This is a genomic window from Caballeronia sp. DA-9, assembly GCF_051615025.1.
GTDB lineage: Bacteria > Pseudomonadota > Gammaproteobacteria > Burkholderiales > Burkholderiaceae > Caballeronia > Caballeronia sordidicola.
The window spans coordinates 2096625-2122882 of sequence record NZ_CP195132.1 but is presented as its reverse complement, the minus strand read 5'-3'; the positions used below and the strand labels follow the sequence as shown (position 1 = coordinate 2122882).

The following is a 26258-nucleotide window of genomic DNA, read 5'->3' as shown; positions in this document are numbered from 1 at the left end:
TTAATGGAGTAAATACGATGACACGCACTTTACTGAAGAATGCAATGGTCTTTGACGGAACCGGCATTGATCGGTTTCTCGGAAGCGTTCTAATCAACGGAGACAGGATCGAAGCGATCCTTCGACACCCAGAAATCCTGCATACGGACTGCACGGTTTTAGATTGTCGTCGCGCGACATTGATGCCGGGGCTCGTCGACGCCCACGCACATCTCGCTTTCGGTACCACAGTCGAAAAGCTCAATCGACCCCGTCAAAGGCCCCCTGAAGAAGCAGCACTCGTCATTGCTCATTGTGGTCGGGTGTTGCTGGACCATGGGTTCACGAGCGCATACTCAGGTGGCTGCGCCCAGCCCTCTGCAGAGATTATGGCCAGCAAAGCCTTCGACGAAGGGCTGCTTCCCGGCCCACGTCTTCGAACCTGTTCGTTTGAGAGGACACCGGGAGGCACGCAGGGGGGGGCAACCAGCTTCCCGGGCACCAGCCGCGAAGCTGAACCTGCCTCTGTCGCCGAATTCGTTCGAAGCATGGCCGCAGACGGGGTCGATTCCGTGAAATTCGTTCTGAACGGAGTCAGTGCCTGGGTCCCTGGCTCGAATCTGGTCGATCAGTTTCATGCCAGCGAGATCGCCGCGGCCGGCGTGGCAGCCCGCGAACACCGGGTCCGACTGACAGCACACGCGTACACTCCGGAGATGATCGAGCTCGCCGCCAACAACGGTTTCACAGTGATTTATCACTGTAACTGGGCAAACGAGCGCGCCATGGATGCATTGGAGGCGAACAAAGACCACATCTTTGTAGCCCCGGGCCCGGGAATCACAGAAGCAGACCTTCTCTACGCGCCCAAGTTTGAAGTTATGGCAAGCGAAAGCCAACGGATGGAGCAGACCGAATCCGTTGAACGGATTAAATGGCTTGGTAAAGAACTTCGCCGCCGCGGGATCAAGTCACTTCCTGGCGGAGATTATGGCTTACCTTGGAATCCGATCGGCAGGAACGCACGCGACATTGAACTGTTCGTCGAGTGGTTCGGATACTCACCTATGGCGGCCCTGATCTCAGCTACGCAGCTTGGAGGGGAATTAATGAACCTCGAACTTCCCGTCGGCCTTGTCGCCGAAGGCTACGCCGCCGACATACTCATTGTCGACGGAGATCCGACCAGCGACGTGAGTGTCCTCACCGATAAAAAGAAAATCCTCGCAGTCATAAAAGGTGGTGAGTTCCATCGCACGATTCCCTTTTATTTTCGCCAACAACCGCCCCACCCCTGAAATTCACGTTATCAAAGGAAAATCATTATGGAAGTTACCATCCAAGAGATTATCTTCGCAACGCATGACGGAATCGACCTCAAGGGAGACCTCTATTTGCCATCCGATACCGAGAATCATCCTGTCGTAGTTGGCGTACCTGGAGGTGGCTGGCGAATTGGACATCGAAGCGCGTTGGCCGACTGGGGTAAGCATCTCGCGAGTCATGGCGTAGGCTTCTTCGCAGTAGACTATCGCCGCTCAACCCTAGGGAAGTGTTTTCCGGAAGCCGTAAGGGATGTTCGGTCGGCCATCCAGTTCCTTCGAGGCAAAGGAAGCGAGCTGCGCGTGAACGGAGATCGCATTGGTATCCTCGGCGCTTCTGCCGGCGCACAGATCGCATCTCTGGTCGCGCTCGCGGCCGATCATCGACCGTTCAATACCGGCTATGAGAGCGACCCCTTCGTAGATGTCAGTGCCAGCGTGCAAGTTCTCATAGGGGTGTACGGCATCTACGATATTTTCTCTCAGTGGCAACAAGTGATTAAAAATAACCTATCAGGAGAAAACAACATCGTTGAACGATATTTGGGCACATCGCCTTTTTCTGATCCGCAAGTCTATTTCGACGCATCACCGATAAGACAAGTGACCACAGCCGCGAACAAATTGCCCGTTTTGTTGGTCTGGGGAACGCAGGACGATTTCGTCGATCAGTCCCAGTCAACTACGTTCTCAACAGTGTTACGGCAAGCGGGCTTCAGTGTCAAGACGCATTGTGTGCTAGGCGCCGGTCATTACTGGTTCAGCGAGGATCCAATCGCGGATCCAAACGGCCACACCCGCCTCTGCGCTGCTCCCATCCTGCGCACGTTGCAGAGCGCGCTGCTTCGCTGATAGATGCAGGTTCGTCGATCATGAAATTGTCTATAAGCTAAAGATTGACGGACTTGAGTTATTAGTCATCGAATGTTGACCGGTCAATCGCAGTACCCAACTCAAATTATATAAGAACGGAGGAGACAGATGACAACCAAAAATATTTTTCTCATATTAGTAGGATTCCTAATTATTTTTTCCGACACCAATGCACTTGCGCAGTCGAGCGTGACGCTATATGGATCGCTCGATGATGGTATTGAATTTAACAGTAATAGCGGCGGTCATCATAGAATCTACATTGCGAGCAATCACGAACCTAAGTTTGTTGGTATTCAAGGCGTCGAGGATCTTGGTGGAGGTTGGAGTACGTTCTTTAAATATAGCAATCAGATCTCCCTAAACACTGGATCTTTTTCACCTCAGCTCAGCTACGTTGGTTTGAAAGATAGTAAGTGGGGATCGTTGACGCTCGGACGCCAATTCGATATCGTCGCTGATCTGGTTCCGGAAACATCTGAGCGCTACAACTCGGTCACAGGCGTCCATGTCGGCAATTATGATCGTACAACGGGGGACTATGTGAACAATCTAGTGCTCTACAGGACGCCCATCTTCCAAGGCTTTCAGTTTTCTACGCTCTACAGCTTTGGATCCGAGGTCACCGGATATACCAATGGCGGCCGCGCGATCGGCGCGGAGTTGTCGTATGCAACGAGTTCGGTGAAGATCCTCGCTCTGTATCAGAAAACGGCCGATGTACCCGGCACGCCATACAGCGATCTGGGTGTCAATACGCTCTTCGGCATCGATTTTTCCAAAGCCCCTACCCGCCTTGTTAACATGAGCCAGGACGTGGCAGCCGTTGGCGCGCACTACGATTTCAATGGCTGGCGAGTAGTGCTTAGTTACGCTAATGTAAATCTCTCATCGAATAATAACAACGCATCGATGCAAACATACGACGGTGGGTTCTACAAATACATCACACCGGCATTTCGCGCTGGCATGGGCTACGAGTATTCCAAACTCAACGAGTATCACTGGAACGAGGTCCACGCACATCTTGACTATTTTCTCTCAAAGCGAACTGATGTCTACCTGCGCGTGCTCGCGCAGGTAGCCGCTCAGGGACAACATGCCGTTATGTATCTCGAAGCGCCTTCGTCGACGAACAAGCAGGTCGTAGTCGGCACGGGATTAACCCACCACTTCTAAACGTACGGGCAATGTGGGGCTGCGCCTTAACGAGCGCATTAGCGTTGCTCACGCCTAGAAACCAGCTAATAAACGCGAGCGAGCGCGGTCAACTCGGCACCGCAACGTGTCCCGCTGTCGAGTAGAGTTCGGCGACGGGACGTGTCGATCGGGGATTAAAGGGCGATCGCCATGCGTCTCAAGTTGACCGCCAGGTCCCGCTCGATACCGCAATAAGTCCGTTCACGTGGTCGCCTACGGCATACGCGGGCGCCATCAGTCCCAACGCTCGAATCCAAGCACATCCCTGTTTTTCGCGCTTCCATAAATGCATCAGGTACATCTGAAGGATATCATCGTGGTATGTAATGGCCGCGCTACCGGTCGACCGTGATCGTGGAGCGTATCGGGGTAAAGCACCGTATCAATTTACATCGACTGTAGGGGCAAATTGCCTCCACCCAACCCGGATTTCGAGACTAAGGTCATCAATATGCTCAAATTGGACCTCCCCGCAATATGCGGTCGCATCCCGTGTCGACGCCGCCCCGTTACGCCGCTCGCGGTCGCTCGCGGAATCACTGTCGCCCCTCAGCAAGCTGCAGCCATTTGTCGTCCTCAATACACTCTTCGCCTGTCGTGATCGACGCAGGCGATCCGGCCGGCGGTCCACCTTCAAGTATTGCCAGAACTAAAGTGGCATGGTGATCTCTGCGCATTGTGGTACAAAATGACAAACTGGACGTTCATCCACCTGCACCACGACCGTCTCGGTCTCGGGTCTTTACAGACTCAGCTCAGAAATCCGAAGGCTAGACGAGTTTCCATGTCCCGACCGCATCAGTGAGGGTCCGAGCCCGACTATTAAGGTCCTCAGTCGCTTCGACAAATAGTTGGACCATGCGAGCATTCTGCTGTGTCACATTGTCGATCTCATTGATTGCAGTGCTTAGCTGATGAATGCCATAGCTTTGCTCACTTGCCGAGCGACTCATTTCGTCGCTAAGTTCGAGAACTTCGTGTGCGGCAGACGCAACTTCGTCGATGGCAATTCCTACGTCCGCGCATAAGCGTGATCCCTGCTCGATCGTCGTTCGAGCGCCGGCTATCAGTGCATCTATTTCTTGAGCAGCGCCCGCGCTTCGCTGGGCGAGGCCTCGTACCTCGGAAGCGACGACAGCGAATCCCTTTCCTTCTTGTCCGGCACGTGCTGCTTCGACTGCCGCATTGAGCGCGAGAATATTTGTCTGAAACGCGAGGTCGTTGACTACCGCAACAATCTCACTTATCTTTCGCGAGTCCTGCGCGATGGAGTCCATCGCTGCGATCACCGCCTGTACGCGCGTCCGGCTTTCATCTGCAAGTTTCGATGCGTTCTCGGCCAGCCGATTCGTCTGAGTCGCAAGCTGGGCGCTTCTCTGAACGCCCTCACTGAGCTGTTCAGTCGTCGCGGCCGTTTCCTGAATTGCAGCCGCTTGCGTTTCAGCCCCCGTGGATAGTCTGAGGTTCTGGCTGGAAAGTTTGGTCGCACGATCGTCGATGGCAACCGCTTCGCCCGTGACAAGAGAGATCGTAGCAACCAACGCCTGCTGCATCTGAGCAAGCGATGCAAACAGCAGCCGCGCCTGCGTATTTTTGTTGACGACAATCGGCTCGCGAAGTTCGCCCCGTGCGATGGAATTGGTCACCCGCATCGCGTTGTGCAGCGGCTGCACTATCTTAGTTTCGAGCCATCGCCGCCCGACAAACGCCACAAGCACGCCGCAAACGGACAGCGACACCAAGGAAATAACCACCGTATGTTGAAGACGCGCCAGATCCGTGAAATTGGCGAGCGTATCGCTGTTATACGATTGTCTCGTTTGTGCCTGCACTATCTGAGCGGCTTTGAAAAAGGCGTAGACGAAGATGCCGCCAGCAGCGGCGGTGGCGAGTGATATCGCGAGCCCCATGCCGATGACAATGCTCAATGCGGCGGGAATGCGGATGTTCTTGATCATGATCGTCGAATTTTCATGTTAGAAAGCGTGGACGATTTCCTTCGCGGCACCCCTTGCTGCCAGCATTGGAATGCCCAAGTCACGAGCGACAGGATTCTGGTCAAATGCCACTGCGTGACGGGACGTGGCTAGGACGGTGGGAGGCACACGCCGCGGCTCCATTTGGAAGCCAGTCGTGATCCACCGCCATCTTTGAGTTCCGCCGCTAAGTGCATCGGTGATACAGTCACTCCTAGCTGGCTCGCCCACCGATCATCCGCCACACATCGTCCGTTCTTTGTCTTGACAACACCGATCCGTTCGGAAACGGGCATGGCGAGCCTCACAGGAGCGCGGACGATTTCGGCTATCGGATAGCGGGAATGGGGCGCCTAAAACTTGTGAATGATGCCGGCAATCCCGCTAGTGATATTTTGACCCGCAGCGACGGGTATGCCCGGGCCGCCTGCGTCACTGACCGAGAAGGAAGCCTTACTGCGATTGCGAACCTCCGCGATACCTACATAAAAACTGCTGCGCTTTGAGAGTTGGTATTCGTAACGCACGCCATATGAAGTCGAGTCACCGTTACCATTAGATTTGAGAAAGTACTGACCAAAACTGACCAATACCGACGACGCCCAACCGGCGTCATGAATCAGAGCATTTACTTCGTAAAAGTCGTGGCTCGGCGAAGCATACGCACTCGAAATCGCCGAAGTGACGTTTCCTCCGTTACGATGGATCTCATACAGCGCCGAAGGCTTGATAAATCCAAAGTCGTATGACGCGGCGAACAAGTAGTAACGCCCGGCCTGGACGCTGCTTGCCGTTGTGATCGTTGCAGTGGGCGCGAAACGCTGCTGCAGGTAGTCGGCATCGGCCGAGAAAGCGCCGGCACGAAAGTTAACACCGACAGAAGCCGTATCGCCCAGGGAGGCTGGTGCTCCGCTCGCGCCGTTGGTTCCGCGGGCGTACAGGGCTCGCAGCAGAAAACCTGCAATGGTCGGCGACACGTATCGGATTGAATTGGCCGTTCGCGCAGCCGGTACGAAAACATAGTTGTTGGCTGCATTGCCCCAGCCCAACGTGTTTAGTGAACCCAGAGAGTAAGTCGCGTATGTTGTGAACAGCGGTGTGTAGTTATTGCCGAGCTGGACTTGTCCAAATGGCCCACGAATCCCAACCCACGCTTCCCGATTGAACAAAGCGCCATTACCGGAAATGGTGCCGTTGTTGATATTAAAACCGTTTTCCAGCTTGAACACTGCCGCATAACCACCGCCCAAGTCTTCCGTTCCGGTCAAGCCCCAGCGCGTAGGCGCGACCGAACTGGAATCCTCCCTGACGGTCGTATGACCACCGGTGTTCGCATACTGAATCGCCGTGTCGAGTATGCCGTATAGCGTGACTGAGCTTTGTGCGAACGCTGAAGATGCCGTCAACGCGGCTACAATTCCGAGCGCCGGCAACGGTGCATGTCTGACTTTCATAAGGTCTCCTATTGTTTGCCATAAAGCCTTTGTTGTGGTGCAAGCTCGGCCGGCGCATGCCGCACCGACCACCATCTGCCCTTTCATCGAATATCGCGAGGAATGTGCCGCCGTACGAGCGCCAGTGCGATCAGAACAACGGTCATTGCGCCGCCTAGCAACAACAAATATGCCGATGCACCGCCCGCAGTAATGACCGCAGCCCCAGCAAAGGCGCTGACAATGGCGCCTATACGCCCGAAGGAGAACGCCGATGCCGTGCCGGTCGCACGCACGCCCGTCGTGTAGACATGTGCGCAAAGGGCAACCATCGCCACCTGCACCGCATTGACGAACAGCCCGTGCGCGAAGAGCCCAACCATGAGCAGGGTCACATGCTGCACGGTATTCACCATCATTAGCAGCCCGACGCTAGCGGCAGCACCGAAGCAGCAGACAATCAGAGGGCCACGCGAACCAAAGCGTCCGATGATCACCGCACACACCAACGCTCCGATTGCACCGCCGAGGTTGTAAAGGGTCAGCCCATAACCCGCCCGCTGCACCGACAAACCTTCGTTGGTCAACATGGTTGGCAGCCAGCTGAAGGCCGCATAGACGGCCAGCAGACACATAAAGAACGCACACCAGATGGCAATGGTGTCGAACGCACGGCCGTCCTTGAAGAGCGCAGTAAAACCCACATGCTTTTCAGCGCCCTGCTCACGAACATCAACAAAGCTTGCATCGCTCGGAACGTGACGCGACATGCGACCGAGGAGCTTCGTCAACTCTCCCCAACGGTGCGGGCGACGCGAGAGGAAACGGGGTGATTCTGGCAGCGCGAACAAGAGCACGAGCGCCAAGATGAGCGGCAGCACACCGCCGGCTAGAAACAGCATGCGCCAGCCATACGCCGGTAGAATGACGCTGGAGAACAGCCCCGCAAACATCCCGCCCAGCGGCACACACAGGATCGTGACCGTAATCGCAATCGTACGAAACCGTGCAGGGGTGTATTCCGCCGTCAGCGTGGCAGCGGTGGGCACCGCCCCGCCAATACCGAGCCCCGCTACGAAGCGCAGTGCCGCAATCACGATCGGATTGGGGGCAAGGCTAATCGCGGCGGTCGCGACGCCAAATACGAGCACGCTACCTATTACCGCCCAGCGTCGTCCGAAGCGATCAGCAAACAAACCTGCACAGGCACTGCCGATGCCCATTCCGATCAGTCCGGCGGCCACCACCGGCGCAAACGCATTGCGCGCGATGCCCCACTCCTTGATCAGCACGGGAATAGCGAACCCGATCACTTGGGTATCGCAGCCATCGAATATGACCGACAGGGCCGCCAGAAGGACGATGAGCTTCTGAAACCGGGTGAAGGGGCCGTCGTCCAACAGCTTACCGATATCCACGGTCCTGCTCTCGCTCGGCGGCCCGATCTCGTCAGCGTGCCGCGTCTGCGCGTCCCCGCCCAAACTGGCAGGAGGTATATAGCTAGCCATCTTGTGTCTCCTCTTCATGCTCGGGATCAGACCCTCGCACGTTCAATTTATTTTCGTTGACGATTCCTGCGACTGCGCTGTGCTGCTTAGCTATTGCCGATCTTTCAGCACGGGTAGTGGCGCGGCGTTGTCTGCACTGTTATCCAGCGAAGATCCGTGAATTCCGCAATACCGGCTCTCCCGCCAAAACGGCCGATACCACTTTCCTTGACGCCACCAAAGGGCATCTGCGCCTCGTCGTGTACCGTCGGACCATTGATATGGCAAATGCCCGACTGAATGCGACTCGCGATCTGCATCGCCCGAGCGACATCTCGGCTGTAGACCGCGGCAGACAAACCGTACGTGTTGTTATTTGCGCATGTGATCGCCTCTTCATCGCCGCGCACTCGTACGATTGGCTTGACGGGGCCAAATGATTCCTCACTGAATATCTTCATTTCCGGCGTCACATGGTCGAGCAACGTTGCGGGCATCAGCGTGTCTTTGGCACGGCCTCCACATACGAGCGTCGCTCCCTTTTCAAGCGCATCGTCGATCAGCGCGTTGCACCGATGTACGGTCGCCATGTCGAAGACCGAACCCAGCACGACCGGCCCCTTGCGCGGATCACCAAGAGACAAGGACGATGCCTTCAGACGCAGACGTTCCACGAAGGCATCGGCAATGTGCTCGTCGACGATAATCCGCTCCGTCGACATGCATACCTGACCGGAATTGATGAAGGCGCCGAATGCCGCACCGTCGACCGCCGCGTCGATATCCGCATCGGCCAGGACAAGCAGCGGAGCCTTTCCTCCAAGCTCGAGGACAGCGGGCTTGAGCGCGTCAGCACAAAGGCGAGCGATCACTTTTCCAACACGCGTCGAGCCGGTAAAGTTCACACGCCTGACAGCCGCTGCCGTGACCAGGGTTTCGACAATCGAAGCCGCGTCCTCTGGCGCGTTCGTGATGAAATTCACGACCCCTTTGGGGAAGCCCGCCTCGTGAAGCGCCTCGACAATCAACCCGTGCGTGGCGGGACATACTTCCGAGCCCTTGAAGATGACGGTGTTACCGCACGCCAGTGGGGTAGCGACCGCCCTGACCCCGAGAATGACGGGCGCGTTCCACGGAGCGATACCCAGCACGACGCCAGCGGGCTGACGCATGCCCAGAGCCAGGTTCCCAGGTATATCCGAGGGGATCACTTCGCCAGTGATCTGCGTCGTCATCGCGGCCGCTTCGCGCAATGATTCGACACCCAGATGTATGTTGAAGCGCGCCCAGCCTTCGGAGGCCCCTGTCTCCGCCATCATGGCTGCCACAAGCGCGTCGGATTTTGCGGCGAGGGCCCGTGCCGCCCCGTCAAGCAGAGAGCGACGTTCTCCCGGCCCGACAGCCGCCCATGCAGGGAAGGCCTGCGCAGCACTGCGCACGGCGGCCTGTGCGTCAGCGACGGTCGCAGCAGCGGCCCGGGTTGCCACTTCGCCATCCAGGGGATTGCGTCGATCAAACGTTGCTTTACCAGTCGCTGGAATGTGGCCGCCGTCGATAAATAACAAGGTCTCCATCATTTCGTATTCCTATTTAATCCCGTTAGTACCCGTGGTACAAGTTCGCGGCACTGCTTCAGGCCACCGTAATCTCAACCAAATTCGGCTTGTCCTCGGCGAGTGCTTCTTTCAGCACGTTCGCCAGGATGTCAGCACGGTCCACCCTCACGCCTTTGCAACCCATGGCTTTTGCCAAGCCCACGAAATCGAGATCAGGGAGGGCGGTGCCCTGTACCACATCCTCCTTGTCGAAACCAAAATAGAGAGCAAAATCGCGCAGTGCTTCGTAGCGCCCATTGTTGAGAATCACAAAGGTCACCGGGAGCCCAAGCTGTGATGCGCTCCATAGCGCCTGGATCGAGTACATGCTGGATCCGTCACCGATCAGGCCAATGATCTTCTTGCCCGGACTGGCCAGCGCAACGCCGACAGCTGCCGGCATCCCATATCCAAGGCCGCCGCTCGCCATCGTAAAGAAAGTCCCTTTTTTCGTGAACGGCAGATAAGTCTGCATCGTTCGCCTCGAACTGGGTGCCTCCTCCACCACGATGTGCGACGAATCCCGCGCTTCAGCCAACGTCTGCAACGCGAATGCCACCGACATCAGCGGCTCCGCCTCGGCTCGCGGCGCCGTGGCACGTGGCTCAGGGACGGCGCGCTGCGATACCTGCGGGCGCGAAAGCAGGTCCGCAAGACCGAGCTGAACGTTGCCGACAATCGCCAGCCCGGCCGGAGACGAGGCAGCCAACGCTGGGTCATCGACGAGCTGATACAGCGCGGAGCCTATTGGGACGTGAGGGCCGCTTCCTTCCACGTGATATGTAAACGCCGGCGCTCCAACTACGAAGATGACATCGTGCCCGGATAGCGTCTGCACGATACGCTCACGCATTGGTGGCAGGAACCCGCCGAACAGGTGATGATCTTCGGGAAAACTGCAGCGCGCAGACATTGGGGCGACATACACCCGCGCGTTGTGCGACTCCGCCAGCAACACAATCTCATCCCAGGCACCCGCCTGGTCAACCGCAGCACCGACCACAAAGGCCGGCCGATTGCTCTGGTCCAGTGCGACGCCGATCCGCTCAATGCCAACCTGGTCCGGGCGCACGCGACTGGTCACCTCGGCTATTTCAACGCGATCGGCCGGCCGGTCCCAGTCGTCCACCGGAATCGAGACGAACACCGGACCGCGAGGTTCCTGCATGGCAATGTGATACGCGCGAGCGAGAGCCAAGGGAACGTCCTCTGGCCGAGCCGGTTCAATGCTCCATTTCACATAGGGCCTGGGCAAGTCGGCCGCCTGCGTCGCTCCGAGGTAAGGATCAAAAGGCAAAATGGATCGGGCTTGCTGCCCTGCAGTGATGATGAGTGGCGTACGATTCTTGTACGCCGTAAAGATATTACCCATCGCATTTCCGAGGCCGGCCGCAGAGTGCAGATTCACCAGCGAAGCGTTGCCAGTCACCTGCGCGTATCCGTCTGCCATCCCCACTACCACGGCTTCCTGTAGTCCCAGGACGTACCGAAAGTCCGATGGGAATTCCCGGAGCATGGGTAATTCCGTCGATCCGGGGTTACCAAAGATCTTCGTTATGCCGAGGCGGCGCATCAGGTCAATGACGGCCTCGCGCACGGTGATTCGTCCCTCGGTGGACGTGGCTTGCTGATCAGTTGTCGATATCTGGGTATTCATGGACTGCATCTCTTCGTAATTGCCAGTAATAGATCCCGGTTCACCCTTTGGTCACCTGGGGACAGGAATGAAGTAAAAATGTCATACAGGGACATCAGTCGGTGTCAGCACGAAATCAAAAGGTGACCGCCAAATGGTCTCGCCGCCGGTAATGCGCTCGAAGGGGGCTACCAGCGTTTCCTTGACACCAAACACGGCATCGCGCGTGATGTACGTGTCGTCGCCGACAAACGTGTGGGTGACCAGCTTCTGGAAGCTCTGTGCCGTCACCATGAAGTGCATGTGTGCAGGACGGTACGGGCCACGCCCGAGTGCAGCCAGCATTTTCCCAACCGGACCGTCATGCGGGATCGGGTAAGACACGGGTTTGATGCCGACGAAGCTGTATCGTCCGTCCTCACTAGTCGTGAAAACGCCGCGATTGTTCCACTTGGGCTGAATGCCGGGCTGCTGCACGTCGTAGAAACCTTCAGAATTGTCGGACCACACGTCCAGGCGCGCTCCGGCGATCGCGTTGCCCCGCAGATCAATGACGCGGCCCTCAAACAGACAGCTCTCGCCTTTTCCGTCGAATGAGATCCGCGACCCCATTTCACGCTCAGGCGCACCCGCGACATGGAACGGTCCCATCACCGTATTCTCCGTCGCACCAACCGGGTGTCAAACGCAATCTCAAGTTGATACAGCTTCGTACGCAAACGCAATTGGAAATTAATACACCTACTCACGCGGTTATTGGCTGGGTGCTACCTCCTTTGAACTGCGTCTGCGTTTGATGTCGTCCCCGTCGTGCAATTGCGGCGGCGCAATTCTGTTGATCATCCCAGCCTGACGTTTTTCCTTTAGCCGATACGATTCACCGGAGATCGGTACGACGTGTGCATGATGAAGCAGCCGGTCAAGCAACGCCGCAGTCAGCGTCGCGTCGTCGGCAAAGGTCTGATCCCACTGACCGAACGGCAAATTGCTGGTGAGGACGAGACTGCCCGTTTCGTATCTTTTGGCAATGACCTGGAAGAGTAAGTTCGCCTGTTCCCGATCCATTGGCAGGTACCCCATCTCATCAATGATCAGAAGTCTGTACGGCTTCGTGATGCGCTTGATGGTTTCCTCGAGCTGGTTACGCCGCAACGCGGTCGTCAATTGCATCAGGAGGTCGGCGGCGGTGATAAAGCGAACGCGGAACCCGGCCTGCGTTGCACGATATCCAAGTGCCAATGCGAGGTGAGTTTTACCCACGCCACTAGGTCCGAGCAGTACGACATTCTCCGCACGCTCCACAAAGGCTAGGCTGCTTAGCTCGAGTACTAGCGGTTTGGGTACGCCGAGTGCGAACTCGAAATCGAAATCATCAAGCGTCTTGATCGCCGGGAAGCCGGCGAGACGGGTCAGCATCCGGCGCATTCGTTCCGTGCGAGCCATTGCTTCATCTTTTAACGCGTGTTCGAGGAAGTCGAGATAGCCAAGCTCGCGCTTCGCAGCCATTTGTCCAAGGTGCGCAATCTGCGTCGGCAAATGCAGGAGGTTGAGTTGCTTACACAACACGGTCAGTCGCTCGAGCTGCGGCGTCATGCGTTCACCTCCTGCGTTCGGCTGAAGGCATCGTAGACCGACAACGGATGCTGCAGCGGTTTTTCCCATTCCGACGTTGCATACCGCGATACCGGTTTCGGTTGCTCATGCGGCGTCGCTCCAGTTCGGACCGACCGTCCCACGTACGGTGCCGGCAGCGGCAGCAAATGTGGGCGCTCTTCGAGCAATACCTCAGCTGGTACGCGTTTCGTGGTGCCATGAAGACGAACGTTGGCAACGTCGCGCAGCCACCGCCTGACACGCTCATTGCAAAGGCCACAGTCCGCTGTCAACCCGGCTTGTTTAAGCATTGAGACCAACGGGACCCAGAAGCTGTAGCGCAAATAACCATTCATACGCTCGACTTTGCCTTTCGTCTTTGCACGGTATGGTTTGCAGACGCGAGGCACGAACCCGTGATGTTTAGCGAAGTCGGCGAATCCTGGATGATATCGATGCTGTTTTTTGCCATATGCATCGCGTTTCAGGATTACCGTTTTCATATTGTCATACACGATTTCTCTGGTGACGCCTCCAAATGCCTCGAATGCCCGCACGTGGCAAGCCAGCAGCGTTTCAATACGCATGTCGGTGACAAACTCCGCGTAACTTACGCGGCTGTAGCCCAACGTCGCGACGAACGCGGCGAGCATGCCGAGCTTGTGCCCCGGCTTACGAAACTCGATCCAGTCCATCTGCATCTGTTGGCCCGGCTCGGTCTCGAATCTGACTACTGGGTCGGGACGCGCAGCGGGTCGAAGTTTCTGCAGATAGTCCTGAACCTGTCGCAATCCGCCTTTGTAGCCGCGCTCCTCAATCTCTCGCTTGAGCACCGTCGCCGGGATCCAGTCTGGCTTTGCTGCTTCGACCCGGCCCTGAAGATACGACTTAAACGGCGCAAGCTTACTCACGACGGGCTCACGCACTTTGCGATGCGGAGGACCTAATGCCAGATATTTCCGAACCGTGTTGACGGCCATGCCAGTCTCTACCGCGATGTCTCGCAGGCTATTCCCTTGGCGACGCAGAATCTCGATTTCCATGTACTCCTCGTAGCTGATCACGGGCCGCCCAAAAAGAGCAACCCTACAACGAGGTGTATCAATTCCTAAACGCGTTGCTGTATTAATTTACAACTGCGCGTGACACGGGCGGCGGTTGTTAATCGCGTCGACCAGCATCGACACGCCCAGCGTGTCGCTCAGCAAAATAAACTCCTGTCGCTCGTCGCTACAGATCTGTCCCGTACGGGTCAGGAAGTCGATCGCGACATCCCATTCCTGTTGCGTGAGATGAACGTCCTTCACGAAGGCGTGCAGGTGGGCCACCAGCGAAGTCATCACCTCCTTCAGACGCGGATTGATATCCGGCGCGATCCGGGAATTGACGGCTTCGACAGAACTGCTTTCTTCAAAAAACTGCGTCATGCTCAATTTCCCTTGATAGAGGATGTTGCACATCCCTAGCTGCATTCTGGCCGCACGCCTTCCCAGGCGCGTTGCAACAGCGAACGGACCGCCTCTCGCTCAATTGGACGAGGATTCCAGTACGGGTTCTTCACCGCGAGATCGGCGGCAACGTCAAGTTGCGATTCCTTGAGGCCGAGCTCCCGCAGTGCGAGCGGCGCACCGAGCGACTTCGCAAAATCATAAAGTCCGCCTCCGATCGAGCCGCCAAACAGGTCGGCCAGCGGTTGCAGTGCCGCGGCAGCGGCCTGCGCGTTGTATGCCGCCGAATGCGGCAACACGATTGCGTGTGTTTCCGCGTGGGGCAGGTCGAAGCTTCCACCCAGCGTGTGACAAAGCTTGTGATGCAGCGACATGCCGACGGTCCCAAGCACGCAGCCACACAACCACGAACCGTAGAGCGCGTTGGTTCGGGCGGGAAGGTCCTCCGGCTGCTTGACGATGACACGCAACGCATCACGCAACGCACGCACACCCTCCACTGCCATCAGCGACGAAACCGGATTGCGATCGCGTGCGTAGACCCCTTCGACTGCATGCGCCATCGCGTTCAGACCGCTGGTCACGCTCATCGCCACCGGCAGTTCGATGGTCAGCGTCGGGTCGTAGATCACGACCTTGGGAAGAATCTTCGCATCCCGGACGGTGGTCTTGATGCCGTTCTCGGTTTGCCCGAGGATCGGGGTGACCTCCGAGCCCGCGTAGGTCGTCGCTACCACGATCTGCGGTGCATCGTTGCGCCATGCGATGGCCTTGCCCAGCCCGATGGTCGAGCCGCCACCGAGCGCGACCACGCAGTCCGCACCCAGCGCTTCGAAGGCTGCCATGGCCTTGAGCGTGACGGCGACCGGTGTGTGCATGGCCGCTTCACTGAAGATGCCGCCCGCCAGCGGGCCGATTCGCTCGGCCAGTTTCTGCGCATCGGCGCGCTGGAACGGCGTGGACAAGATCAGCGCGCGCTTCGCGCCCAGTCGCCCGATCTCGTCCGCGACGGCGTCGATCGTCCCCGACCCAAACAGGATGCGGCCAGGGTTGATATCGAAAGCAAAACTCGGAATCATCGATGCACTCCAGACTCAGGCGATTTCACGGACGGAAGACGTGCTCTCACTCTCCCCTCCTTCGCGACGATGCCCCAATACCCTGTCCACGATATGGGTTGCATCCACATCGGTGTTTCCACGCCACGCGACTATCTGGTCCGGGCGAATCAGAACAAGTGACGCTTCGTAGAGCGCGAATATTTCGGGATCGGAAATTCGCACAACCCGCAGATCCACATTGAACTGATTCATCGCCGATGCGAACGCCGTTGTATCCGCCGCGAGGTGGCCTAAGACTAAAAGTGTCCACTCGAATCCAAACGAATCGAAGAGCGACGAACCATCTCCCAACCACGCATGAGGCGGCCGTCCGCCAGGACAGGCAGTCGGTGTGTAGAGATTCGGGGCATCGGCCGGCGGACGCGAGCCGTCCGCTACGATAGCCGGCGAGCCATCGTAGCGTCCGCCAAACGTAATACCGGGGATATTGAATTCAGCTCGGCCGTGCTCACCAAGATATTTGCCAGCCTGGGCCCGTGCGGCGTCGCCTCGAGGGCTCTCTTCCTCGATCTCCGTTACTGGAGTGAATAGTCCCAGGGAGTCGGCAAACGCCCGGGCAAACCCCGTGTTTCTGACGGCCAGCGGGCGACGCTCAAGCTCGTACGTGTCGAGCAGACCGGCGCCGGCCTTTCCCTTTAACACCGAGGCGAGCTTCCACCCGAGATTAACGGCGTCTTCCACCGCCGTGTTGTATCCCAGCCCGCCGGTTGGCGTGAAAAGATGTACCGCATCACCGCCCAGGAAGATGCGACCTCGCTGGAAGTGCTCGGCAACCAGGGAATGACCCGCCGTCCAGCCGCCTTTGGAGAGCACCTCCACATCGAGATCAATGCCTGCGGCCGCGATAAACAGCGCCCGAGCGTCCGCGTCTGTGATGGTCTCTTCCTTCTCATGTGCCCGCAATTGCGTGTGGAAAGCGAACTCTCCCTTCCCGTCTACTGCCGCCATGAACGCTCGGCGGTCCAGGTTAAACGTCACGTTCATCCAAGCAGAAGCGTGCGGTATGTGCCGGTAAAAGTCAGGGCAACGCAGGTAGACGGCAAACATGCGGCCGCCCATGAAGTCACGGGTGATGCCTGTTTCGCCCGTGTACCGGAACCCCAACCGCTCACGCACGAAGCTCCTCGGCCCGTCCGCGCCAACCAGATAACGGCTGTGCACGATAAAAGGTGCGCCACCGTACTGATCCTGAACCGTGGTTTCTACCGCCTCTGCGTCTTCCTTGAAATCGATCACCCGGTGTCCGTAACGAACCGTCACGCCCGGCAGCCGTTCGGCCTGTTGCCTGAGCACCGCCTCCACGTATTTCTGAGAAACCCGATGTGGTAATTCTGCCGCACTCCACGACCCCCTCAATTCTCGGGCCTTGAGTTTTGCCTCCTGAGCGGAAGGCAGCTTGAAACGCGCGAGTTCGTGTCCTGCGTAGCGGGTGAAGTACGCAATATCGGTGGGGAAACCCGGTGGCAATCCCTGGGACCGAATTTCCTCCGAGAAACCCAGTCGCCTGAAATGCTCCATGGTCCGCGCCTGCGTAGCGTTGGCCTGGGGGTTGAATGCAGTACTCTCTTTTTCATCTGCCAGAAACACGGAAACGCCACGGCGCCCGAGTTCATTGGCCAGCATGAGGCCGCAGGGCCCCCCACCACAGATCATTACATCGACTTCAATCGTTTTCATACTCGTATCTGAAAGAGGTTGATTTATTGCAAGCTTGCGTGACATGGTTCATAGTAAGGTTGCCTGACCATATCGACAAATAGGGGTTTTCACCACTAGGGACCAAATCCGGCTCGCAAGGTGGCGATATACTTTGCGTACGGCAAGGCTTATGGGCGAATTTCAACTAACCATTTAAAATAGCAACCGACATGGCAGTGACACTAGACATAACCAGCGACCGAAAAAAGATGACAGAGCGGCGCGAAGCACAGGATGAAGTGGTGCTCCCTAGAACGAGCAGTGCGTGGCGTACGTCAAATATAGGAAGGCTGCTGAACGAGGCAGTGCACCGGTTTGAGGCCAGCGTACTGGAGAAGATGGCTGTCGCGGGCCACAACGAATGCACGCTTAGTCATATCAGTGTGACGCGAAACCTCGATCTTGAGGGAACCCGGGCGGTTGAGCTTGCACGTCGGGCTTCAATGACAAAACAATCGCTTGGCGAACTCGTCACGCAGCTTGAAACGCTTGGAATCGTGAAACGGGAACCGGACCCCACCGACGGACGTGCCAAGGTTGTACTGTTCACTGACCGCGGCAGGAACTGGCTCGAACAATTCCACACCGCGCTAGAACAGACCGAGGCAGAAATGGAAAGCGAACTCGGCCCCACGCTCTACAAAGCCATCAAGCGTGGGCTCCAGAAATATTCCCACGGAGCCGATCGAGCATCAGATCTCGCATCGGCTGGAGGACTTCTCAAGTAGAAAACGTTGATCATCCGGTCGGCATGATCCGCTGAACATGGGACGAGATCTAGCGCTCTCATGGTTGATGGACACACGGATTCTGTCATCCAACTGCGGGCCCGGCTGATTCAAGTGCGGCTTCACAAAAACGCCCGATCTGGAAGATCGGCACCGAGGTTCTTCACGTTCAGATCCTCGCTTTGTTTGAACACATCGACCGCATCGTTAAGCAGATGCGGCCAGCCACCTGGCGAGAATTCATCGGGTTCTGACGGCAGACTACGTCTGGCCGGACGCCATAACGATCACAGCGTGGGCGACAACGCCTCGTACCTCCTGTCGCCTACGCTCGTCAACATCGCTTCGCGCAGCTTGTGCGCAGTCTGCTCCGCACAGCGCTCGATCGCTCACTCGCTCGTCGCGTAATCAACCTGGTATCGGTCCGTGCGCACACCCGCAAGTTCATCTCTCACGCGTAGATGCTCAGGATGATTTGCATAAGCCCGGAGTGCTTCCCGACTGTCGAACTCCGAATAAAGGACGACGTCGCAAGCATAGTCGATATGGCTGATGTCGACACCGATCTCGAGCGTGCGCATCCCGGCGATTTTTCCGTTCAAGTCTTCAAACGCGCGCTTGACAAGGTCCGCCGCTTCGGCTTTTTGCGCAGGCGATTCGCCACGAACGTTCCACATCACGATGTGCTTTATCACTATTTCCACCTTTGTTGTGCGCCGGGGGTTTCGGCGCGGACGATAAAAATTCGGGGCCGGCCAAGCGGGCTGCCACGACGCTCGCCCCGGATTGCGCTGAATGGCACTGCAATTTTCAACATAGGGAGTTCCCAATTGCGCGCCCGATTCGATCCTACCTTTCTATACGCAGGCCCTAGCGCGATGCGTTAGAAGCGCGTCAACGAACAACGCGTGCGAGCGTCTGAGAGTGGTTGCTCGTCGCAGAGTCAGGTTGGATCAAGGCATTGATCCACGGCTGCGAACCGCACCGTCGCCACTCGCCTAATCGCCTCCGAGCGGAGCCATGTATTATTCGACAGGCGATAAAGGATGGCACCCACCCAACTGATGTCACGGTCGTATTCCAGCGTCTCGTTGACGCCTCGCATACGTCCTCAACCTCCGCGTTCACGCCACCGCATTACTGCCCGTCGCCGGGGCTGATCGCGCCTTGTCGGCGACAACGCTCACCGGCAACAGCGGCAAACTCTGCCGGGCGGCAGTGGCTATCGTATGTTTGGGGAGCGCCAGTATGCCGTAGACGCCTCGCATATACTGCCATCGCCATTTTCGAAAGCGGATCAGCGTTGACATCCTCGGTCCGCGCCATCAACTCTATCGGAGCACCGGATCAAACGACTGCTCAACAAACCCCGTTTGAACTCCGTAGGCAAGTTCCATCGCTATACACGTCACTGGCTGCGCGCCTTCAACGTATTGTCCACTTTGGTATCCGCAATAATCCGGCGGACTCCAAATTACCGCGAACTCTTAATCCGCCGTCTATAGCGGCCGGCCCAGACGAGCCGCTTACTGTCGTTCTCGCGGCGCGGTATCTGTACGTAGATCCCGTGTTGAGCGCCCGGCCCTAACTGCCCGCCACATCGAAATTAGAGTCCACCGCATCGATCTGCTCTAAAGATACAAGAACTCCATCACGCGGCTGACGGCAAGCTCGCTGCGCAGAGGTCAAGGATTTGAGGAGGTTGCCGGTGTGCCACAATAAAAGCTCGAAGCCTGATTCGTATCACCGGACCCTTTAAAGATGGCCTCCAAGGGATAGGGACACAGCGGTCGTTGCATATCGATTGCCTGCGTGGTGTCATTGTTCTTATAACGCGAAGCAATAAGAAGTTGTGGCGCACTATCTTGCTCGACCCATTGCATCAGCGCCGTGACGGCATCGTGTTCGGCGTCGGGCGAAACGGCGATTTGATTCTCGGCACCGATGTTTGAAGGGCCCGTCCCTTCCGGCGTCGCACCACCGGCGCAGTGCCCCTGTGCCGGCATCATAAAGAGCCGGTAGAAGGTCTGCGTGACTTCGACGCCGCCCTGAGTGCTGGCGACCTGATTATAGTAGTCCACCGTAAATTTGGGCGTGAACTGTGAGTCGTCCCACGTATGCCATTGCAGCAATTTTCCTCCGACCGCCTTAAAGGTGGAGAGATCCGGATTTAGCGCGTCGATGACCGTACCAACGTTCGCAACGAGACCGGGATAGTCTACGTTCAGGTTAAATGTCGTTGGGTCCCAGGTCGGGTTGCTCTTTGCGATCTGATAGAGCGCGGTGCCGAATGGCGACAGTGCAAGGCCGTACTTGATGACATCGTGCTCCGATCCGGGTTGCAACCCGCCGAATACGTAGGCACCGGTCACCGGATTTGTCACGTCCGCCGTCACTGTCTTGATCGCATTGGCTTGGGTAGGTGTAAAGCAAGTGGAAGGGTCCTGTCCAGCCTTGCAGATCATCGATGTCGGATCCCATTTGCAGCGCGTCGGATTGGCAATAATTCCATCGACGACGCCATCTTGAGCGTCACAGGCACTAATAGCTGCTTTCTGCGCTAAAGTCAGGATCGCGGCACCGCTGGCGCCCACGATTCCTGCATTGACGAGCGCGGTAGTTTGCACCAATTGCGCGGTGCCCGCACCCGTAGAATCAGCTCCTGCTCCGCCCACCAAAATACCATTGAAGTCGCTCGGATATCGCTGTGCTTCCTGCAGTCCGTTATTGCCACCGAAAGAGCAGCCGTTGAAATATGCGAAGCTTTGGGCCATGCCATAGTAAGACGCGATAATCGTTTTGGCCTTGTCGACCAATTCGTGCGACGAACGATAACCGTAGTCAACCAATTTCTGAGGATTGCCAATCGCCCACGTTGAATCAAAGGTGGCCTTGAAAGGATGGCCAGTATCGGTGGCTCCCGTTACGAAGCCTCGGCGCAGCTGCGGCGCCATCTCACTCCAGTATAATTGTCCGCCGGTGCCATGGGTGCCGACCTGCATGTAGCGGCCGTTCCAGATCTTTGAAGGCAGCCAGATTTCTAAGGAAATACTTGATCCGGCGACCGGACTGGACGTGGCGGTGACCCTGCAGAAGTCCGGAAGATTGGTGAACGATGTGGTGCTACCGGGAGGAGTGTAGGTCCCGGCGGCCACCGACGCCGCCGACGTGATGATGACGCTGGGAATGCTGAGCGTGGCGAGTGACTCACACGCTCTGGCCGGCGGGATGTTTGTAGCTGTCGCTGAGGCCACTGGAGCCGGGGTTGAGCTAGAATCACCACAGCCGACCAGAGCGGCGACTACAGCGATTGAGGCCGATGTGCCCAATACCACTTTGCACGGCATTTTCATGATGTCTCCTGGGTCGAACTTTGTGGTTCAACCTCGCACATGAGCGCCTCCATGGGCGCCTCATGTTGGCTACTTCACAGCCGCCTAACACCGCTCAATGCGGATGCCCACCACCTAGCATCGCGAGCAAATTGCCGATGTACGTGCGCATCGAATCCGAGGGCACCGATACCGGCGCCTCCGTTGTGGAGTCGAGCGTACTTCTTTTCGATAACGGGCGGCCCCTTCCTGACATGATTGATAGTAAGCTTGCCTGACCATGTAGACAAGTAGGGGTTTTCACCGCTGGGCCAATCGAGTTGAATACGATGGTTCGTCCAGGGGTGCGCCGGAATTAAAAAATACAAACAAAATCGCGAAGCGCTCCGCAACCACCGTAGAGCGTATACAAGTGTCAAGGCTTGAAAGGCCGAGGAAAGCGAGAAAATACTGCTCTCAATGTTAGGCCCTCCATGGTTAGGAATGGCCGACACGCTGTTATGAAGCTTGGTGACGCGCCATTTTCTCGTGGTCCGGGCTAGGGAATTTAATCGTACCACTCACCTATCAGGATCAAGACGATTACCAGCTCCCCAATCATCTCCCGGTCATTCAAGCCTCAGAAAATCATCGGTTACAGGTCCATTAATAGTAATGCAAATTAATTATCTGATGTCCCAGTTCTCGTAACCAACGTCTGCAACACGATAGCTACATGCGTCCGTAGGGACTGCTGTACCACATCCTCTTTCGTTGCATCGCGGTTCCCGTCTCTCGACTTCTACGCCGCGCTCAGATGCTCAACAGGCTGTGCTCAGCATTCAAAAATTCATGCAATGCATCCAAATAACTGGTTTGCCCTTGAATTTTTGGATCAATCTAATAAGGCATATCGCAAAGCGAGAAGACACTCGATAACCAGACTCCCTGCTTCACACGGTATCTGGCTTTGGAGCCTAGCGCCGTCCACAAGAACGTGGACCGCCTTAACCCTACGGACTTTTGAGTATGCTCAAGAAGATAGCGATTGCAGCCGGTATGACCGTCTGCGGCAGCACATTCGCCCAATCATCGGTCACACTGTATGGCATCTTAGATGCCGGATTAACTTACACCAACAATGTGGCAACTAAAACTGGGCATGCGTCGACCGTCCAGTTCGCAGCGGGCGATGCGCAGAGCAACCGTTGGGGCCTGAGAGGTGTTGAGGACTTAGGCAACGGACTGAACGTAAGTTTCGTATTAGAAAACGGCTTCAACATTGGTACTGGAGCCCTTGGTCAGGGCGGACGTGAATTTGGCCTCCAATCATATGTTGCCTTGAATTCCAAAACCCTAGGGTCGATTAGCTTCGGTCGCCAATATGACCTGATAGGCTGGATTTTCCCGGCTTACGCACTCGCTGCCAACACACCAGCCGGCTTGATGGCGTGGAGCCTTCCTGCCAACGCCGCAGGGGGCTATTTGCTCGACAACCGAGTTTGGGGGGACGAAGTCGACAACGCCGTAAAATATATGTCACCCTCCATAGGCGGATTTACGTTCGGAGCAATGTACGGATTTGGGAACGTCGCTGGTTCAATTGGAACCAATAGCAGTTCAAACTTTGCGTTGACGTACGATTACGGGGCATTCAGTGCAGCAGTTGCCTACATGTCGATCCATAACGTAACGACGGCTAATTCTACCGAATATATAGGCGGCGCCGCCTATAGCACCGATAAGTTTCGATTCTTCGGTAACGTATCCAACATCAAACTGTCTAGTGGATCGAGACTCGGAGTCACGAATTACGAAGCTGGACTTACGTACTCCATCACACCTAGCGCGATTCTTGGTGGGGGTTACCAGTTTCAAGCCCGCAACAATGGACTGGGGAGCGCGAATCAAATTACCTTGACCGGTGACTACTTCCTGTCAAAAACTACCGACGTTTATCTCGTCGCGGGCCTCGGACACGACCATGCCTATGGACCCATCGTGGAGGCCGGTCTTGGCACCGCCTCAAGTTCTGACGTTCAAACGGCCGTCCGACTTGGCATCCGCCATAAGTTTTAACCTGGAAGCGCTCAATCTGCCGCGTGGTCTGGTCAAACTACGGTAGAACAGTTGTAACGGAGAAGGCGAAGCACGACAAATGCTTTGCCTTCCTTTATGAATATGCCGTGTTGTGGTCAAGTGATTTCGTAAGCGTTGCGCCCCGCATTCTCGTTGACGGCAACCCACACGCGATGGCCTCTGAGAAGCGGCCATTTAGGCAACTGCGCCGCCAAGTTGCAGGGCAACGCTTGTCCATACGATTGATCAGGCGGTATGCAGTGTGCGCGAGCACGTTGCATAGGCAATCCTCTTCCTCATTGTCACCAAGCCTGTGCGAGTCGATGAGGGAGTACATGTCTGCAAGTCGGTCATCGCCGCTGTCGGCGTCCATAAACAAGAAGTTTCCGACCCCAACTGACAGCGCGCAAAGCGTTCTCAACGAAGTTGTTGTCTATCTTCGGAACGCCATTCTCACAAGATGAGTTCAACACCTGCCACTGATTGAGCATGTAGTTGATCGCCTTCTCGTGTCGGATGTAGCGAGAGCGTCAATAGCCGTTCCTGCAACCAACGTTCGAGGCTTCGAGCAATAGCCACGCGCATTCTTGAGTGACACGTTGGCGCACGGCTGGTGGCTCACCAATGCGGCGCAGCACCTCGGTAGTGATTGGCGTTGGGCGGTGCACGTGCAGATCGGTTATCCTTCTGCGTACATGCCCAGCAAACCACTTTGATCAGGTTGCCATCAGTGAACAAGGGCATTGAACCTGCGCGGGCGTCGGCCGGTAGCACACCGCGCCAACCCACGAGATGAGACTGGCGATGAACCTCCCTGCCAGTCGGGCGTGTAGGAAAACCAGAAAGCCTGCGGATCCGCAGATCCAGAGACCACGACACCGAGGTCAACGAACAGTTCAGCGCGGTTGCTCGATCTTTAGAGTCTGGAACAACTCAGAGCCCATTCCTCCGAGCCGATACGTTGGCCTAGTGTGCCTCGAAGAAGCGACGAACGTAATCGTTTGCTGGAGCGCTTCGGATTTCACTCGGCGTTCCCACCTGGACGACCTCGCCATCCTTCATGATCGCGATTCGGTTTCCTATCTTCATGGCTTCATCAATATCGTGCGTGATAAAGACGATAGTTCGCTTAAGCGCAGCCTGCATCTCAAGCAGAATGTCCTGCATCTCGGAGCGGATGAGCGGATCGAGTGCGCTAAATGCCTCGTCCATCAGTAGCACATCAGGCTCAGAGACCAACGCCCTCGCCAAGCCGACCCGTTGCCTCATTCCTCCTGAAAGCTCGTCCGGGTACTTGTCGTCGTAGCCGCGAAGGCCAAGACGCCCGTTCACCCAATTCTTGGCAAGTTCAGTGACGTTCGCTCCTTTCTCACCTCTTATCCGTCGACCGAACATGACGTTTTCAAGAACCGTCTTGTGCGGCAAGAGTGCAAAGCTTTGAAATACCATGGCAATGTTGTAGCGACGAATATCGCGCAGCGCTTTACCGCCCAACGAAAGAACATCGGTATCCCGAAACAATATTTGCCCAGCCGTCGGTTCGATGAGCCGGTTAAGATGCCGCACGAGTGTAGACTTGCCCGAACCGGAGAGGCCCATCACGCAGAAAATTTCGCCAGCCCTAATCGAAAGAGAGACATCGCGCACTGCAACGTTGCACCCTTCCGTCCGTAGGATCTCCTCCTTTTCTACACCGTTTTTGGCCATATCCAATGCACGCCGGATGTGTGCCTTCGTCGGACCAAAAACTTTGTAAAGATTGTGCAGTTGCAGGATGGTTTGGACCGCGACGTCTTGCGGGCTCGGTCGAGCCAACCCGGCTGTGACGACGCTACTCTGATTGCCTTCAAAACTTTCTCGGCCTAGTTTCACCGCATTAGAAGTCATACCTTTCTTCCTCTCGCCCGACGAACACGCTTACCAACGCCGAAAGACTGGGTAATGCGGTCAAATACAATTGCCAGCATGACGATGGCCGCTCCAGCCACCACCCCTTGCCCCATGGCAAGGTTATTGATTCCCGATAACACGTCTTCGCCTAGGCCCCGTGCCCCGATCATTGAAGCGATAACCACCATCGCAAGCGACATCATTACCGCTTGATTGATGCCCGCCATAATTGACGGGAGTGCCAATGGAATTTCGACCATGAACAGCTGTTGAAATGGCGTCGCCCCGAATGCTCGCGATGCCTCGATGACATCCTCAGGCAATTGCCTCAATCCTAGATCCGTCAAACGAATCAACGGTGGCGTAGCATAAATCAAGGTCGCAAGAATGGCAGGCACACGTCCCAGCCCAAACAACATAACCACAGGAATCAAATAGACGAAAGACGGAAGCGTTTGCATCATGTCCAGTATCGGATTGACGACTTTAGCGAGCGACTTGCTTCGCGATACGACAACGCCAATCGGCAAGCCAATTATTATGGTCAGCACCATTGCCGTTACTAATATGGAGCAGGTGGAAATCATCTTTTCCCACAACCCGAGACAACCAATGGCGTAGGTCAAAACCATCATCAAAACGGGCGGTCCCAATCGCCTCGTGCCCAACCAGGAGGCAAAGCCCATCGCAAGAATGATTACAACGGGTGGCACGGCCTTCAGGGCAAATTCGACTGGGTTAAGAATCCAAAGAAGGAGCCACCGGCTGATTTCATGAAAGAAATCTCCATAACGCACCAATACGGACTGAAAGAACCGGTCGATTGGGTCAACGGCGTTGACATGAAAAAATATGCTGGTCACGCTGGTACCTCGCTCCATGAACGGCC

The 26258-nt window shown here is 56.4% G+C and carries 22 protein-coding genes; 5 read left to right on the top strand and 17 right to left on the bottom strand.

Annotated features, from left to right (window positions below; all coding sequences use genetic code 11):
* Positions 1-17: 17 nt before the first annotated feature.
* The 3 genes from ACRWA7_RS15975 to ACRWA7_RS15965 all read left to right on the top strand — a co-directional run bounded on the left by ACRWA7_RS15975 (position 18) and on the right by ACRWA7_RS15965 (position 3353).
* Positions 18-1277 (top strand): amidohydrolase family protein, encoded by a 1260-nt coding sequence (locus ACRWA7_RS15975; RefSeq protein WP_438391866.1) that lies wholly within the window; start codon positions 18-20, stop codon positions 1275-1277.
* A gap of 27 nt (positions 1278-1304) precedes the next feature.
* The gene (locus ACRWA7_RS15970; protein ID WP_438391865.1) at positions 1305-2153 is read left to right on the top strand and encodes an alpha/beta hydrolase; all 849 of its coding nucleotides are present in this window, start codon (positions 1305-1307) and stop codon (positions 2151-2153) included.
* Between the two features lie 129 nt (positions 2154-2282).
* Positions 2283-3353, top strand: a complete 1071-nt coding sequence (locus ACRWA7_RS15965; RefSeq protein WP_438391864.1) for a porin — start codon at positions 2283-2285, stop codon at positions 3351-3353.
* A 791-nt stretch (positions 3354-4144) separates the two neighbouring features.
* Here ACRWA7_RS15965 and ACRWA7_RS15960 read toward each other — a convergent pair.
* The 11 genes from ACRWA7_RS15960 to ACRWA7_RS15910 form a co-directional block, all read right to left on the bottom strand.
* A complete protein-coding gene (locus tag ACRWA7_RS15960) occupies positions 4145-5332 on the bottom strand; it encodes a methyl-accepting chemotaxis protein (RefSeq protein ID WP_438391863.1) in 1188 nt (395 codons plus the stop codon).
* A gap of 371 nt (positions 5333-5703) precedes the next feature.
* Positions 5704-6804, bottom strand: a complete 1101-nt coding sequence (locus tag ACRWA7_RS15955; protein WP_438391862.1) for a porin — start codon at positions 6802-6804, stop codon at positions 5704-5706.
* A gap of 83 nt (positions 6805-6887) precedes the next feature.
* Positions 6888-8291, bottom strand: coding sequence for an MFS transporter (locus ACRWA7_RS15950; protein ID WP_438391861.1), 1404 nt, complete (start codon positions 8289-8291; stop codon positions 6888-6890).
* Positions 8292-8395: 104 nt separating this feature from the next.
* On the bottom strand, positions 8396-9847 hold the full coding sequence (locus tag ACRWA7_RS15945) for an aldehyde dehydrogenase (protein WP_438391860.1): 1452 nt from the start codon (positions 9845-9847) through the stop codon (positions 8396-8398).
* A 55-nt stretch (positions 9848-9902) separates the two neighbouring features.
* Positions 9903-11522 carry a benzoylformate decarboxylase gene (gene mdlC, locus ACRWA7_RS15940; RefSeq protein ID WP_438391859.1) on the bottom strand — a complete coding sequence of 540 codons (1620 nt, stop codon included), beginning with the start codon at positions 11520-11522 and terminating at the stop codon, positions 9903-9905.
* A gap of 81 nt (positions 11523-11603) precedes the next feature.
* A complete protein-coding gene (locus ACRWA7_RS15935; RefSeq protein ID WP_438392816.1) occupies positions 11604-12152 on the bottom strand; it encodes a hypothetical protein in 549 nt (182 codons plus the stop codon).
* Between the two features lie 102 nt (positions 12153-12254).
* Positions 12255-13094 carry an IS21-like element helper ATPase IstB gene (gene istB / locus ACRWA7_RS15930; protein WP_438391858.1) on the bottom strand — a complete coding sequence of 280 codons (840 nt, stop codon included), beginning with the start codon at positions 13092-13094 and terminating at the stop codon, positions 12255-12257.
* Complete coding sequence (gene istA / locus ACRWA7_RS15925) at positions 13091-14158, bottom strand: IS21 family transposase (protein ID WP_438391857.1); 1068 nt, start codon at positions 14156-14158, stop codon at positions 13091-13093. The genes istB and istA overlap by 4 nt, the downstream gene beginning before the upstream one ends.
* A gap of 66 nt (positions 14159-14224) precedes the next feature.
* Positions 14225-14521 (bottom strand): dioxygenase, encoded by a 297-nt coding sequence (locus tag ACRWA7_RS15920; RefSeq protein ID WP_438391856.1) that lies wholly within the window; start codon positions 14519-14521, stop codon positions 14225-14227.
* Positions 14522-14556: 35 nt separating this feature from the next.
* On the bottom strand, positions 14557-15621 hold the full coding sequence (locus ACRWA7_RS15915) for a maleylacetate reductase (protein ID WP_438391855.1): 1065 nt from the start codon (positions 15619-15621) through the stop codon (positions 14557-14559).
* Between the two features lie 15 nt (positions 15622-15636).
* On the bottom strand, positions 15637-17340 hold the full coding sequence (locus ACRWA7_RS15910) for an FAD-dependent oxidoreductase (protein ID WP_438391854.1): 1704 nt from the start codon (positions 17338-17340) through the stop codon (positions 15637-15639).
* A 191-nt stretch (positions 17341-17531) separates the two neighbouring features.
* Between ACRWA7_RS15910 and ACRWA7_RS15905 the strand changes: the two genes are divergently transcribed.
* Positions 17532-18089, top strand: a complete 558-nt coding sequence (locus ACRWA7_RS15905) for a MarR family winged helix-turn-helix transcriptional regulator (protein WP_438391853.1) — start codon at positions 17532-17534, stop codon at positions 18087-18089.
* A 389-nt stretch (positions 18090-18478) separates the two neighbouring features.
* On the opposite strand, the gene ACRWA7_RS15900 is transcribed toward ACRWA7_RS15905, so the two are convergent.
* The 3 genes from ACRWA7_RS15900 to ACRWA7_RS15890 all read right to left on the bottom strand — a co-directional run bounded on the left by ACRWA7_RS15900 (position 18479) and on the right by ACRWA7_RS15890 (position 21442).
* Positions 18479-18784: a Dabb family protein gene (locus ACRWA7_RS15900; protein ID WP_438391852.1), complete on the bottom strand. Its 306-nt coding sequence runs from the start codon at positions 18782-18784 to the stop codon at positions 18479-18481.
* Between the two features lie 429 nt (positions 18785-19213).
* Positions 19214-19399: a hypothetical protein gene (locus ACRWA7_RS15895; RefSeq protein WP_438391851.1), complete on the bottom strand. Its 186-nt coding sequence runs from the start codon at positions 19397-19399 to the stop codon at positions 19214-19216.
* A 375-nt stretch (positions 19400-19774) separates the two neighbouring features.
* A complete protein-coding gene (locus ACRWA7_RS15890) occupies positions 19775-21442 on the bottom strand; it encodes a tannase/feruloyl esterase family alpha/beta hydrolase (RefSeq protein ID WP_438391850.1) in 1668 nt (555 codons plus the stop codon).
* Between the two features lie 987 nt (positions 21443-22429).
* Here ACRWA7_RS15890 and ACRWA7_RS15885 point away from each other — a divergent pair.
* Positions 22430-23479, top strand: coding sequence for a porin (locus ACRWA7_RS15885; RefSeq protein WP_438391849.1), 1050 nt, complete (start codon positions 22430-22432; stop codon positions 23477-23479).
* 350 nt (positions 23480-23829) lie between these two features.
* On the opposite strand, the gene ACRWA7_RS15880 is transcribed toward ACRWA7_RS15885, so the two are convergent.
* From ACRWA7_RS15880 to ACRWA7_RS15870, 3 genes are all read right to left on the bottom strand, one after another.
* Positions 23830-23970 (bottom strand): IS66 family transposase, encoded by a 141-nt coding sequence (locus tag ACRWA7_RS15880; RefSeq protein ID WP_438391848.1) that lies wholly within the window; start codon positions 23968-23970, stop codon positions 23830-23832.
* A 475-nt stretch (positions 23971-24445) separates the two neighbouring features.
* On the bottom strand, positions 24446-25366 hold the full coding sequence (locus ACRWA7_RS15875; RefSeq protein WP_438391847.1) for a quaternary amine ABC transporter ATP-binding protein: 921 nt from the start codon (positions 25364-25366) through the stop codon (positions 24446-24448).
* Positions 25363-26232, bottom strand: a complete 870-nt coding sequence (locus tag ACRWA7_RS15870) for an ABC transporter permease (protein ID WP_438391846.1) — start codon at positions 26230-26232, stop codon at positions 25363-25365. Before ACRWA7_RS15870 ends, ACRWA7_RS15875 begins: the two co-directional genes overlap by 4 nt.
* Between the last annotated feature and the right edge of the window lie 26 nt (positions 26233-26258).